Below are 13,466 nucleotides of genomic sequence, written 5' to 3'. Positions count from 1 at the left end.
GAGGAGGCTCAGCCCTTCACCGCGCGCTGGAGCTCCTCGACGCGGTCGGTGCGCTCCCACGTGAACGCGTTCATGACGCCGTGCGCGGCGGTGCGCCCGAAGTGGCCGTAGGCCGCGGTGGGCTTGTAGATCGGGCGGAGCAGGTCGAGTGCCTCGAGGATCGCCGCGGGGCGCAGGTCGAACACCGAGAGGATCGCGTCCTGGATCTTGTCGGCCGGCGCGGTCTCGGTGCCGAAGGTCTCGACGTAGATGCCGACGGGCTGCGCCTTGCCGATGGCGTAGGCGACCTGGACCTCGCAGCGGCGGGCGAGCCCGGCGGCGACGACGTTCTTGGCGACCCAGCGGGTGGCGTAGGCGGCGGACCGGTCGACCTTGCTCGGGTCCTTGCCGGAGAAGGCGCCACCACCGTGGCGGGCCATGCCGCCGTAGGTGTCGACGATGATCTTGCGGCCGGTGAGCCCGGCATCGCCCATGGGCCCGCCGATGACGAACGTGCCGGTCGGGTTGATGAGCGAGCGGTAGCTCGACGTGTCGAGGTCGGTCCCCTCCTCGGCGAGCTCGGCGAGGACCGGGCCGATGACGCTCTTCTCGATGTCGGGGCTGAGCAGCCCGTCGAGCGAGATGCCCTCGGCGTGCTGGGTCGAGAGGACGACGGTGTCGAGCCGGACGGCCTTGTCGCCGTCGTAGCTGATCGTCACCTGGGTCTTGCCGTCCGGGCGGAGGTAGGCGAGCTCCTCGCTCTTGCGGACCGCGGTGAGCCGCTCCGCGAGCCGGTGCGCGAGGTGGATCGGCAGCGGCATGAGCTCGGCGGTGTCGTCGCACGCGTAGCCGAACATCAGGCCCTGGTCGCCGGCCCCCTGCTTGTCCAGCGGGTCGACGCCCCCGGTGCGGTTCTCGTATGCCGTGTCGACACCCTGCGCGATGTCCGGGCTCTGCTGGCCGATCGAGACCTCGACGCCGCACGAGGTCCCGTCGAAGCCCTTGGTCGAGGAGTCGTAGCCGATGCCGAGGACCGTGTCGCGCACGATCTTGGGGATCTCGACGTAGGCCTCGGTGGTCACCTCACCGGCGACGTGCACGAGGCCGGTGGTGACCATCGTCTCCACGGCGACCCGCGCCCGCGGGTCCTGTTCGAGCATCGCGTCGAGGATCGAGTCGGAGATCTGGTCGCAGATCTTGTCCGGGTGCCCCTCGGTGACGGACTCGGACGTGAACAGGCGTGCAGCCACCAAGGCTCTCCTTCAACAGCTGGGACTTCGCGCCACCGTGGCGCGGATCGGCCAAATCCTACGGGTCGAAACGGCCATCGGGGCCGGTGCCCACGCACTGGCGGCGTGGGAGTGCTCAGAGGAGGCCGGCGACGACGTCCCAGACCGCGTCGGACACGGCGGCCTTGCTCGCCGGGCCGACCTCGACGCCCTCGTCGCTGCCGCGCCGCAGGATCGTCACGGTGTTGTCGTCGGCCCCGAAGGTCTTGTCCTCCCCGACCTCGTTGACGACGAGGACGTCGCAGCCCTTGCGCGCGAGCTTGGCGCGGCCGTGGTCGAGGACGGTGCCGTCCCCGTCGCCGGTCTCGGCGGCGAACCCGACGATGACCGGGCTGTCGGCTCCCCTGCGACGCTCGACGAGCTCGGCGAGGATGTCGGGGTTGCGCACGAGCTCGATGACGGGCGCCGAGTCGTCGGGCGCACCGTCGGCGTGGGCGTCGTGGGTCTTCTTGATCTTGGCCGGCGCGTAGCTGGCCGGGCGGAAGTCGGCGACGGCGGCGGCCATGACGACGACGTCGCAGTCGGCCGCGGCGGCGTGGACGGCCTCGCGGAGCTCGAGGGCGGTCTCGATGGGGACGACGTCGATGCCGGGGAGGTCGGCCGGTGCCGACGTCACGAGGGTGACCCGGGCGCCGCGCTCGGCGGCCGCGACGGCGAGGGCGTGGCCCTGCTTGCCCGAGCTGCGGTTGCCGAGGAACCGCACCGGGTCGAGGGGCTCGCGGGTGCCGCCGGCGCTGACGACGACGCGCCGGCCGACGAGGTCCCCCCTGCCTGCGTCCGCAACCTTGGTCGGGTTCCCGACCACCTTTGCGGACGCTGCGGTCGCGGCGGCGCGGGCGGAGCGGGCGAGCTCGCGCTCGCACACGGCATACAGCTCCTCCGGCTCGGGGAGCCGGCCGGGACCGGTGTCCTTGCCGGTGAGGCGGCCGCTGGCCGGGGGAACGACGTGCACGCCCCGCTCGGAGAGCGTGGCGACGTTGGCCTGGGTGGCGGGGTGGTCCCACATCTCGGTGTGCATCGCCGGCGCCATGACGACGGGGCAGCGGGCGGTGAGGAGGACGTTGGTGAGCAGGTCGTCGGCCTGGCCGGTGGCGGCCCGCGCGAGCAGGTCGGCGGTGGCGGGGGCGACGACGACGAGGTCGGTCTCCTGCCCCAGGCGCACGTGCGGGACGTCGTGGACGTCGGACCACACGTCGGTGCTCACGGGCCTGCCGGAGAGCGCCGCCCACGTCGGGGCGCCGACGAACCTCAGGGCCGAGGCGGTCGGGACGACGGTGACGTCGTGGCCGGCCTCGGCGAGCAGGCGCAGGAGAGAGCAGGCCTTGTATGCCGCGATGCCGCCCGCCACACCGAGGACGACGCGCACGGGTGGCTCAGTCCTCGATCTTCTCTGCGGTGAGCTTGTTCTCGTTGATCTCGCGCAGGGCGATCGACAGCGGCTTGTCGTAGACCTCGGAGTCGACGAGCGGGCCGACGTGCTCGAGGAGGCCTTCCTGGAGCTGCGCGTAGTAGGCGTTGATCTGGCGCGCGCGCTTGGCCGAGTAGAGCACGAGGGAGTACTTGGAGTCGGCGTGCGTGAGGAGCTCGTCGATCGGCGGGTTGGTGATGCCGATGGGGTTGGCCTTGGTGCCTGACACGGAATCAGTCTCTTTTCGGGTTGGGGGTGCGCATCAATGATACGAGTTCGTCGGCGGCCCGCCGAACGTCGTCGTTGACGATGGCCACGTCGAACTCCTCCGCGGCCGCCAGCTCGGCGCGGGCGGTGGTCAGCCGGACCTCGCGCTCCTCCTCGGACTCGGTGCCCCGGCCGACGAGCCGGCGGACCAGCTCGTCCCAGCTGGGCGGCGCCAGGAAGACGAACAGCGCGTCCGGCATCGTCTCGCGGACCTGCCGCGCACCCTGGAGGTCGATCTCCAGCAGCGCGGGCCGTCCCTCGGCGAGCGCGGCCTCGACCGGCAGGCGGGGCGTGCCGTACTGGGCCCGACCGTGGACGGTGGCCCACTCGAGGAACTCGCCGCGGTCGACCATCCGACCGAAGTCGTCGTTGGTCATGAAGTGGTAGTGGAAGCCGTCGACCTCGTCGGGCCGGGGGCGACGGGTCGTCGCCGAGACCGACAGCCAGACGTCGGGGTGGTGCTCGCGCACGAAGGCCGCGACGGTGCCCTTGCCGACAGCGGTCGGGCCGGCGAGGACGGTGAGCCGGGAGGGGCCGGTGAGCCGGGAGGGGCCGGTCACGCCTTGTCGAAGCGGGCGAGGAGCGCCGAGATCTGGTTCTGCCCGAGGCCGCGCACGCGGCGGCTCTCGCTGATGCCGATCTCCTCCATGAGGGCCTTGGCCTTGACCCGGCCGACGCCGGGCATCGACTCGAGGAGCGCGGACACGCGCATCTTGCCGATCACGTCGTTGGTCTTCCCTTCGATGATGACCTCCTTGAGGTCACCCTGGGCGTACTTGAGGCGGTTCTTGACAGTAGCCCGCTCGCGTCGTGCCGCTGCCGCCTTCTCCAGTGCGGCAGAGCGTTGCTCCGATGTCAGTGGCGGCAGTGCCATGGCGGACTTCCTCCGTGTGGATCCGGGCCGGGCGCTGCTTCTCAACGCCTTCCGATCGATTTAACCACGGAGGCGACCTGCCCACAGGACCCCCCGCTGCAGCGGGGCGGGACGGGCGCGTCAGGAGAGGAGGGTGGCCAGGTGGTCACTGGTGGCCCGGGCCCGGTCGCGCAGCCCCGTCACGTCCGGACCGGCCGAAAGGACGTCGCGGCTGCTCGCCGGCAGGACGTTCGGGAGGGCGTCGCCGAAGACCCGCTTGAGGTCCTCGGCGGTACCCCCCTGGGCGCCCACGCCCGGCGCGAGCAACGGACCGCCGACAGCGGCGAGATCGAGCCCGAGCTCCTGGACCGCGGTGCCGACGGTGGCGCCGACGACCAGGCCCGTGCTGCCGAGCTCACCGGCAGCGCGCGCCTCGTCGTTCTCCGCGGCGGCGCCGAGGACCATGGTCTCGGCGACGCTCAGCCCGCCCAGCCGGGCGTGCTGGACGTCCTTGCCCTCGGGGTTCGAGGTGAGGGCCAGGACGAAGACGCCGCGGCCGTGCGCGGCGGCGGTGTCGAGCGCGGGCCGGAGCGACTCGAACCCGAGGTAGGGGCTCACCGTGAGCGCGTCGGCGGGTTCGGGCGCGGAGCCGCCGAGGTAGGCCTCGGCGTAGGCCGCCATCGTCGAGCCGATGTCGCCGCGCTTGGCGTCGAGCAGCACGAGGGTGCCGGCGGCGCGCAGGTCGCCGATCGCCCCTTCGAGCACCGCGACACCCCGGGAGCCGAAGGCCTCGAAGAACGCCGACTGGGGCTTGACCACCCCGACGTGCCCGGCGAAGGCCTCGACGCAGGCGGCCGTGAAGGCGCGCAGGCCGTCGAGGTCGTAGGTCAGCCCCCACGACTCGACGAGCGCCCGGTGCGGGTCGATGCCGGCGCACAGCGGGCCGTGCTCCTGCGTCGCGGCCCGCAGCCGCTGGCCGAAGGTGGGCCGGGGCCGGGATTCGGGCTGGGGCTGGGGTTCGGGTTGACCGGTCACGGGACCACCATCCTGTCGTGGGCGACACCGACGAGCTCGGTGATGCGGTCGACACCGTGGGACGCCGCGAGCGCGGTGAGCTCGGTGAGCACCCGCTGCGGGGCGGTCGGGTCGTTGAACGTCGCGGTCCCCACCTGGACGCACGTCGCGCCGGCGGCGATGAGCTCGAGTGCGTCCCTGCCGGTGCGTACCCCGCCGACCCCGATGAGCGGGACCCGCTGGACCCGGCCCTCCCGCATCGCGGCGGTGACCTGCCACAGCGCCCGGACGGCGACCGGGCGGATCGACGGCCCGGACAGCCCGCCGGTGATCCCGCCGAGCTGCGGACGCAGCCGGTCGGTGTCGATGACCATCCCGAGGAGGGTGTTGATCATCGTCAGCCCCGTGGCGCCGGACTTCACCGCCGCGTCGGCGATGGAGACGATGTCGGTGACGTCGGGCGTCAGCTTGGCGAAGATCGGGACGTCGCGCGGCAGCTGCTCGCGCACCAGGGCCACGACCTTGCCCGACGCGAGCGGGTCGCAGGCGAAGACGAGTCCGCGGTTGGCCACGTTGGGGCACGAGATGTTGACCTCGACGCCGACCACGCAGTCGAACGCGTCGCTGTCGGCGAGGACGCGGGCGACGTCGGCGAACTCCCCCGCCGTGTTGCCGGCGATCGAGACGAGCACGCGGGCGCCCACGGACTTCAGCCACGGCAGGTCCTTGCGGACGAACGCGTGGATGCCGGGACCCTGGAGGCCGATCGAGTTGAGCATCCCCGACGCGGTCTCGGCCATGCGGGGCGTGCCCCGGCCCGAGCGGGCGTCCATCATCACCGTCTTGGTGACGAAGGCCCCGAGCGTCGAGACGTCGAAGAAACGGTGCAGCTCGCGCCCGTTCGCGGCGCAGCCCGACGCCGTCATCACGGGGTTGGGCAGGGTGCGTCCGGTGAAGGTCACCGACATGTCGACCGCCATCAGTGGCCTCCCGTCCTCGGCGCGCCGACCGTGTCCTCGGGCACCCTGCAGACACCGTCGTGGAACGCCTCCCAACGGATCCGGTCCCCACGGAAGACCGGGCCCTCGACGCACGAGCGCACCATCGAGGTCACGCCGTCCCTGCCGCGGACCGGCATGACGCAGGTCATGCAGATGCCCACGCCGCAGGCCATCGACTCCTCGACGGCCACCTGGGCGACGGCACCGTGCTCCGCGGCGACCCGCGTCACCGACTGCAGCATGCCCATCGGGCCGCAGGCGTAGGCGACCGGTGCGCCGGTGCGCCGGAAGACCTCGGGCAGCACGTCGCTGACCCACCCGCGCTGACCGGCGGAGCCGTCGTCGGTCGTCACGGTGACGCGGTCGGCGGCCCGACGCGCCTCCACGACACCGAACAGCCGGTCCTCGGACGCGGCGCCGAGCACCATCTCCACGGTGCACCCCCGCTCGCGCAGGACCTCGGCGAGCCAGAAGAGCGGAGCGGAGCCGTAGCCCCCGCCGACGAGCACGCACGGCACCGGCTCGGTCGGCAGCGGGAACGCACGGCCGAGCGGCGCCACGACGTCGACGGCGTCGTGCGCCCGCAGCTCGGTGAGCCACTGCGTGCCGGCGCCCTTTGCGGCGACGACGAGGTCGAGGGTTCCGCCGTAGGTGCCGGACGGGCTGACCTTGTGGATCGAGAACGAGCGGCGCAGCAGCGTCCCGCTCGTCGGTCCGCCGACCGCGAGCGCCGCGAACTGGCCCGGACGGGCGAGCTCGGCCACACCGGGCGCCACGATCGTGAGGTGGTGGTAGGCGCCGACCCGCCGGGTCGCGATGACCTCGCCGTCGACCTTGACGACCCCGGACCCACGGCTCACTTGTCCCCCACCTGCATGAGGTCGAGGTGCCGGGCGTGCTCCTGCAGCGACGTCACCGTGAGGTCGCCCCGGCGCAGCGCCTCGATGGCCTGGACGGCGGCGGCGAACTCCTGCACCGTCGTGATGAGCGGGACGTCGGCTGCGTTCGCCGCGGCTCGGATGGCGTAGCCGTCCGCGCGGGCGCTCTGCCCGGTGGGGGTGTTGATGACCATCGCGATCTCGCCGTCGAGGATGAGCTCGGCGATCGTGCGCGCCTCGCTCGGCACGTGGTCGGTGGCCCGCTCGGTGATCTTGCGGATGACCTTGGCGGGAATCCCGTTGCGCCGCAGCACGTCCGCCGTGCCCGACGTCGCCACGACGTCGAACCCGAGGTCGACGAGACGGCTGACCGGGAAGAGCATCGCCCGCTTGTCGCGGTTGGCGACCGACACGAAGACCGTGCCGTCGGCCGGGAGTCCCCCGTATGCCGCGAGCTGGCTCTTGCCGAACGCGCGGCCGAACGTCGTGTCGATGCCCATGACCTCGCCGGTCGAGCGCATCTCCGGTCCGAGGAGGCTGTCGACCATCCGGCCGTCGGCCTGCCGGAACCGGTGGAAGGGCAGGACGGCCTCCTTGACCGAGATCGGCGCGTGCGGCGGGAGGGTCCCCCCGTCACCGCTCGGCGGGAGCACGCCCTCCTCGCGCAGCTGGCGGATGCTGGCCCCGAGCATGATGCGGGCGGCCGCGTTGGCCAGCGCCACCCCGGTCGCCTTGGCGACGAAGGGCACGGTGCGCGACGCCCGAGGGTTGGCCTCGAGGACGTAGAGGATGTCCTGGGCCAGGGCGAACTGGACGTTCATCAGCCCGACGACCCCGATCCCCCGGGCCAGCTTGAGGGCGCTCTCGCGGACCAGCTCGATCTCGGCGTTGCCGAGGGTCGCGGGCGGGAGCGCGCAGGCGCTGTCGCCGGAGTGGATGCCGGCCTCCTCGATGTGCTCCATGACGCCACCGAGGTACATCTCGGTGCCGTCGTAGAGGACGTCGACGTCGATCTCGATCGCGTCGTCGAGGAAGCGGTCGACGAGCACGGGGTGACCGGACGACGCGGCGGTGGCGCGGTCGACGTACGTCGTCAGGGTCTCGTCGTCGTAGACGATCTCCATTCCTCGGCCACCGAGGACGTAGGACGGCCGCACGAGCACCGGGTAGCCGATGTCCCGCGCCACCGCGAGCGCCTCCTCGGCGTTGTATGCCGTCCCGTGCTTGGGCGCGGGCAGCTTCGCCTCCGCGAGCACCCGCCCGAAAGCACCCCGGTCCTCCGCGAGGTCGATCGCCTCGGGAGAGGTGCCGACGATGGGGACCCCGGCAGCCTTGAGGGCGTGGGCGAGGCCGAGCGGGGTCTGCCCGCCGAGCTGGACGATGACGCCGGCGATCGGGCCCGCCTGCTTCTCCGCGTGGTAGACCTCGAGCACGTCCTCGAGGGTCAGCGGCTCGAAGTAGAGGCGCGAGCTCGTGTCGTAGTCGGTCGAGACCGTCTCGGGGTTGCAGTTGACCATGACCGTGTCGTAGCCGGCGTCGCGCAGCGCGAAGCTCGCGTGGACGCAGGAGTAGTCGAACTCGACGCCCTGGCCGATCCGGTTGGGGCCCGAGCCGAGGATGATGACCGCCTCGCGCTCCCGAGGGGCGACCTCGCTCTCCTCGTCGTACGAGCTGTAGTGGTACGGCGTCTGAGCCGCGAACTCGGCGGCGCAGGTGTCGACCGTCTTGAAGACCGGCCGCACGCCGAGGGCGTGCCGGACGCCGCGCACGACCGCCTCCGGCATGCCCCGGATCTCGCTGAGCTGCTGGTCGGAGAAGCCGTGGCGCTTGGCCAGGCGGAGCAGGTCGGGCGTGAGCTCGGGCGCCCGGCCGACGGCGTCCGCGACCTCGTTGATGAGCTCGATCTGGTCGAGGAACCACGGGTCGATCCCGGTGGCGTCGTGCGTCTCCTCGACGCTGGCTCCACCGCGCATCGCCTGCTGGACGGTGACGATGCGGCCGTCTGTGGGGCGGGCCGCGACGGTGAGGAGCTCGACCGCCTCGTCCCGCGTCGGCGCGGCGTCGCGCCAGTGGAACGAGGAGCCCTTCTGCTCCACGGAACGCAGCGCCTTCTGCATCGCCTCGGTGAAGTTGCGGCCGATGGCCATCGCCTCTCCGACCGACTTCATCGTCGTCGTGAGGGTGTCGTCGGCGGACGGGAACTTCTCGAACGCGAACCGGGGCACCTTGACGACGACGTAGTCGAGGCTGGGCTCGAAGCTGGCCGGCGTCTCGCGGGTGATGTCGTTGGGCACCTCGTCGAGGGTGTAGCCGATCGCCATCTTGGCGGCGATCTTGGCGATCGGGAACCCGGTGGCCTTGGACGCCAGCGCCGAGGAGCGTGAGACGCGCGGGTTCATCTCGATGACGATGATCCGGCCGTCCGCCGGATTCACGGCGAACTGGATGTTGCAGCCGCCGGTGTCGACGCCGACCTCGCGGATGATCGCGATGCCGACGTCACGCAGCCGCTGGTACTCGCGGTCGGTGAGGGTGAGCGCCGGGGCGACGGTGATCGAGTCGCCGGTGTGCACGCCCATGGGGTCGAGGTTCTCGATCGAGCAGACGACCACGACGTTGTCCTCGTGGTCGCGCATCACCTCGAGCTCGTACTCCTTCCACCCCGCGATCGACTCCTCGAGAAGCACCTCGGTGGTGGGGCTGGCCTGCAGCCCGGCGCCCGCCATCCGGCGCAGCTCGGTCTCGTCATGGGCGAAGCCCGAGCCGAGCCCGCCCATGGTGAACGACGGCCGCACGACCATCGGGTAGCCGAGCTCGTCGGCTGCGGCGAGGCACTCGTCCATCGTGTGCGCGATGACCGAGCGGGCGCTCTCGGCGCCGCAGCGTTCGACGACGCCCTTGAAGAGCTGACGGTCCTCCCCGAGCTGGATCGCCTCGACGTTGGCGCCAATGAGCGGGCAGCCGTACTTCTCGAGGACACCGTTCTCGTGCAACGCGATCGCGACGTTGAGGGCCGTCTGTCCACCGAGGGTCGCGAGCACCGCGTCGGGCCGCTCCTTGTCGATGATCTTCTCGACGACCTCGGGCGTGATCGGCTCGATGTAGGTCGCGTCCGCGAACTCCGGGTCGGTCATGATCGTCGCCGGGTTGGAGTTCACGAGGATGACGCGCACCCCCTCCTCGCGGAGCACGCGGCACGCCTGGGTGCCGGAGTAGTCGAACTCGCAGGCCTGCCCGATGACGATCGGGCCGGACCCGATGACGAGGACGCTCGTGATGTCGTCGCGCTTCGGCATCAGGCATCCACCTTCTTGGTTGCGTTGAGGAGATCGACAAACCGGTCGAACAGGTATGCCGCATCGTGCGGACCCGCTGCCGCCTCCGGGTGGTACTGGACCGAGAAGGCTTTGAGATCGCCTGTGGCAGAACGCAGCTCGAGCCCCTCGACGACGTCGTCGTTGAGGCAGACGTGCGAGACGCGTGCGGTGCCGAACGCGGTGTAGGTGTCCCGGTCGCGAGGGGCGTCGACCGCGAAACCGTGGTTGTGCGCGGTGACCTCGACCTTGCCGGTCGTGCGGTCCATGACGGGCTGGTTGACGCCGCGGTGACCGTACTTGAGCTTGTAGGTGCCGAAGCCGAGCGCGCGCCCGAGGAGCTGGTTGCCGAAGCAGATCCCGAAGAAGGGGACCCCCGCACCGAGGACCTCGCGCAGCACGCCGACCTCGTGATCGGCCGTCGCCGGGTCGCCCGGGCCGTTGCTGAAGAATACGCCGTCGGGCTCGACGGCGCGGATGTCGTCCGCCGTCGCACTGGCGGGCAGGACGTGCACCTCGATGCCGCGCTCGGCCATCTGGTGCGGCGTCATCGACTTGATGCCGAGGTCGACCGCGGCGACCGTGAACCGCCTCTCCCCCACCGCTTCCACGACGTATGCCGTGTCGGTGCTCACCTCGCGGGCCAGGGCCGAGCCCTCCATGAGGGGCGCCGAGGTGACGCGCTCGAGGAGGTGGGCGCGGGTCCCCCGCTCTGCGTGGGCCGGCATACGGGCGTCGTCGCCGGAGAAGATGCCGACCCGCATCGCGCCGCGTTCCCGCAGGTGGCGGGTGAGCGCTCGGGTGTCAATGTCGCAGATCCCGACGACGCCCTGCGCGACGAGCTCGTCCTCGAGGGAGCGCTGCGAGCGCCAGTTCGAGGGGCGGAGGGAGGGGTCGCGCACGACGTAGCCGGACACCCAGATGCGCGAGGACTCGTCGTCCTCGTCGTTCCAGCCGGTGTTGCCGACGTGCGGGGCCGTCATGACGACGACCTGGCGGTGGTAGCTGGGGTCGGTGAGCGTCTCCTGGTAGCCGGTCATCGCGGTGCAGAACACGGCCTCGCCGAGGGTCTCGCCCCGGCTGCCGTACGCGCGTCCGGCGAAGGTGCGTCCGTCCTCGAGGACGAGCACGGCGGGTTCGCGGGTCTGCAGGGTGTTCTTCCTGCCGCTCATGCTGACTCCTCTGGCGAGGCCGTGACCCGGCCGCGCAGGATGGTCGTGTGGACGGCACCGGTGAAGCTCATGCCGTGCCATGGATTGTTGCGGGACAACGACTTCGACGCGGCGGCGTCCACCGTGTGACCGGCGTCGGTGTCGACGAGGACGAGGTTGGCGGGGGCGCCGACCTCGATCGCCCGCCCGTGGTCCGACAGGCCGGCGATGCGTGCCGGTGCGGCGGACATGCGGTCGGCGAGACCGGCGAGGTCGAGGGCCCCGGAGCGGACCATCGTGTCGTGGACGACGGCGAAGGCCGTCTCCAGCCCGACCATGCCGAAGGCGGCGTCGACGAACGCGTGCTCCTTGTCGTGGCGGGCGTGCGGTGCGTGGTCGGTCGCGACCGCGTCGATGGTGCCGTCGGCCAGGGCGGCCCGGAGGACCTCGACGTCCTCGTGGGGGCGCAGTGGCGGGTTGACCTTGAACGTCGGGTCGTAGGCGCTGAGCCGGTCCTGGGTGAGCAGGAGGTGGTGGGGCGTCACCTCGGCGGTGAGGTGGATGCCGGCGGACTTGGCCCAGCGGACGACCTCGACCCCCTCGGCGGTGCTGACGTGCGCGACGTGCACCCGGGACCCCGTGTGGCGGGCGAGCTGCGCGTCCCGGGCGATGATGCTCGCCTCGGCGACGGCCGGCCAGCCCGGGAGGCCGAGGCGCCCGGAGAGCTCGCCCTCGTGGCAGCACGCGGCCGGGCCCGCGAGCGTGGGGTCCTGGCTGTGCTGGCTGACGACGCCCCCGAAGGCGCGGACGTACTCGAGGGCCCGCCGCATCACCCGGGCGTCGTGGACGCAGCGTCCGTCGTCGGAGAACACGGAGACGCGGGCGCGGGAGCGGTGCATGAGGGCGAGCTCGGCCAGCTCCTCCCCCGCCAGCGCCTTGGTGACGGCGCCGACCGGCTGGACGTCGACGAGGCCGGTCGACCGCCCGAGGTCGAGGACCCGCTCGGCGGCCTCGGCGGTGTCGGTGACCGGGCTCGTGTTGGCCATGGCGAGGACGGCGGTGAACCCGCCCGCCGCGGCGGCCGCGGAGCCGGTGGCGATCGTCTCGGCGTCCTCGCGGCCGGGCTCGCGCAGGTGGGTGTGGAGGTCGACGAAGCCGGGGAGGAGGGCCAGGCCGTCGGCGGCGAGGCGCTCGACGTCCGAGGGTGCGTCGAGGCCGGAACCGATCTCGGCGACCACGCCGTCGCGGACGAGGACGTCGACGGCGTCGCCACCCAGCGGGCGGGCGCCGGTGATGAGGAGCGAGCTCATGCCGCGCTCCCCCCTGCCGCGGCAGCACCCGCGTCGGCACCGACGTCCTTGCCGGCCAGCAGGTGGTAGAGCACGCTCATCCGGACGGCGACACCGGCGCTCACCTGGTCGAGGACGAGGCTCTGGGCGGCGTCGGCGGCGTCGGCGCTGATCTCGAGGCCGCGGTTCATGGGGCCGGGGTGGCAGATGACGATCTCCGGGTTGAGGTCGGTGAGGCGGGCGAGGCGGTCGCGGGTGAGGCCGTAGCCGACGGTGTACTCGCGGGCCGTGGGGAAGTAGCCGCCGCTCATCCGCTCCTTCTGGACGCGCAGCATCATCAGCGCGTCGACGGGGCGGGCGCCCTCGCCGGCGAGGACGGCGTCGAGGTCGTGGCCGACGGCGAAGCCGTCCCGCTGGGCCCAGGACGTGATCCCGCTCGGCATGAGGGTGGGGGGTGCCACGAGCGTGACGTCGGCGCCGAGCCGGCGCAGCGAGATGAGGTTGGAGCGCAGGACGCGGGAGTGGGTGAGGTCGCCGACGATGGCGACGTGCCGGCCCTCGAGGGAGCCGAGTCGACGCTCCATCGTGTAGGCGTCGAGCAGGGCCTGGGTGGGGTGCTCGTGGGTGCCGTCCCCGGCGTTGATGACGTGGGCGTCGACCCACCCGGCGACCTGGTGGCAGGCGCCGGACGCCCCGTGCCGGATGACGAACGCGTCGACCCCCATGGCGTCGATGGTCCGCACGGTGTCGCGCAGCGACTCGCCCTTGGAGGTCGCCGAGCCCTTGCCCGTGATGTTGATGGTGTCCGCGGACATCCACTTGCCGGCGATCTCGAACGAGCTGCGGGTGCGGGTCGAGTCCTCGAAGAAGAGGTTGATGATCGTGCGGCCCCGCAGGGTGGGGATCTTCTTGACCTCGCGGTGCTGGACCTCGTGCATCTGGGTCGCGGTGTCGAGGATCGTCCGGATCGCGGCGGCGTCGAGGTCGGCCATCGAGAGGAGGTGGCGCGGCATGCGCGTGCTC

General features: G+C 72.0%; 12 protein-coding genes. All 12 read right to left on the bottom strand.

Annotated features, from left to right (window positions below; genetic code table 11):
- Positions 1-8: 8 nt before the first annotated feature.
- Entirely contained in the window at positions 9-1,229 is a 1,221-nt protein-coding gene (gene metK, locus AC3EU2_RS15180) for a methionine adenosyltransferase (RefSeq protein ID WP_488177119.1), read from the bottom strand.
- A 115-nt stretch (positions 1,230-1,344) separates the two neighbouring features.
- Positions 1,345-2,634 carry a bifunctional phosphopantothenoylcysteine decarboxylase/phosphopantothenate synthase gene (locus tag AC3EU2_RS15175; RefSeq protein WP_488177118.1) on the bottom strand — a complete coding sequence of 430 codons (1,290 nt, stop codon included), beginning with the start codon at positions 2,632-2,634 and terminating at the stop codon, positions 1,345-1,347.
- A 7-nt stretch (positions 2,635-2,641) separates the two neighbouring features.
- Positions 2,642-2,905 (bottom strand): DNA-directed RNA polymerase subunit omega, encoded by a 264-nt coding sequence (gene rpoZ, locus AC3EU2_RS15170; protein ID WP_035932822.1) that lies wholly within the window; start codon positions 2,903-2,905, stop codon positions 2,642-2,644.
- A 4-nt stretch (positions 2,906-2,909) separates the two neighbouring features.
- Complete coding sequence (gene gmk, locus AC3EU2_RS15165; RefSeq protein WP_488177117.1) at positions 2,910-3,503, bottom strand: guanylate kinase; 594 nt, start codon at positions 3,501-3,503, stop codon at positions 2,910-2,912.
- Positions 3,500-3,817 (bottom strand): integration host factor, actinobacterial type, encoded by a 318-nt coding sequence (mihF, locus tag AC3EU2_RS15160; RefSeq protein WP_035932817.1) that lies wholly within the window; start codon positions 3,815-3,817, stop codon positions 3,500-3,502. Before mihF ends, gmk begins: the two co-directional genes overlap by 4 nt.
- Before the next feature lie 120 nt (positions 3,818-3,937).
- Positions 3,938-4,831: an orotidine-5'-phosphate decarboxylase gene (gene pyrF, locus AC3EU2_RS15155; RefSeq protein WP_488177116.1), complete on the bottom strand. Its 894-nt coding sequence runs from the start codon at positions 4,829-4,831 to the stop codon at positions 3,938-3,940.
- Positions 4,828-5,790, bottom strand: a complete 963-nt coding sequence (locus tag AC3EU2_RS15150; RefSeq protein WP_488177115.1) for a dihydroorotate dehydrogenase — start codon at positions 5,788-5,790, stop codon at positions 4,828-4,830. The genes pyrF and AC3EU2_RS15150 overlap by 4 nt, the downstream gene beginning before the upstream one ends.
- Positions 5,790-6,671 carry a dihydroorotate dehydrogenase electron transfer subunit gene (locus AC3EU2_RS15145; RefSeq protein ID WP_488177114.1) on the bottom strand — a complete coding sequence of 294 codons (882 nt, stop codon included), beginning with the start codon at positions 6,669-6,671 and terminating at the stop codon, positions 5,790-5,792. Before AC3EU2_RS15145 ends, AC3EU2_RS15150 begins: the two co-directional genes overlap by 1 nt.
- Complete coding sequence (gene carB / locus AC3EU2_RS15140) at positions 6,668-9,985, bottom strand: carbamoyl-phosphate synthase large subunit (RefSeq protein WP_488177113.1); 3,318 nt, start codon at positions 9,983-9,985, stop codon at positions 6,668-6,670. The genes AC3EU2_RS15145 and carB overlap by 4 nt, the downstream gene beginning before the upstream one ends.
- Entirely contained in the window at positions 9,985-11,175 is a 1,191-nt protein-coding gene (carA, locus tag AC3EU2_RS15135; RefSeq protein WP_488177112.1) for a glutamine-hydrolyzing carbamoyl-phosphate synthase small subunit, read from the bottom strand. The genes carB and carA overlap by 1 nt, the downstream gene beginning before the upstream one ends.
- Positions 11,172-12,464: a dihydroorotase gene (locus AC3EU2_RS15130; RefSeq protein WP_488177111.1), complete on the bottom strand. Its 1,293-nt coding sequence runs from the start codon at positions 12,462-12,464 to the stop codon at positions 11,172-11,174. Before AC3EU2_RS15130 ends, carA begins: the two co-directional genes overlap by 4 nt.
- Positions 12,461-13,456, bottom strand: a complete 996-nt coding sequence (locus AC3EU2_RS15125; RefSeq protein WP_488179498.1) for an aspartate carbamoyltransferase catalytic subunit — start codon at positions 13,454-13,456, stop codon at positions 12,461-12,463. The genes AC3EU2_RS15130 and AC3EU2_RS15125 overlap by 4 nt, the downstream gene beginning before the upstream one ends.
- Positions 13,457-13,466: the final 10 nt, after the last annotated feature.

The organism is Knoellia sp. B-D-2 (assembly GCF_057714695.1).
This window is presented reverse-complemented; position numbering and strand designations above follow the sequence as displayed.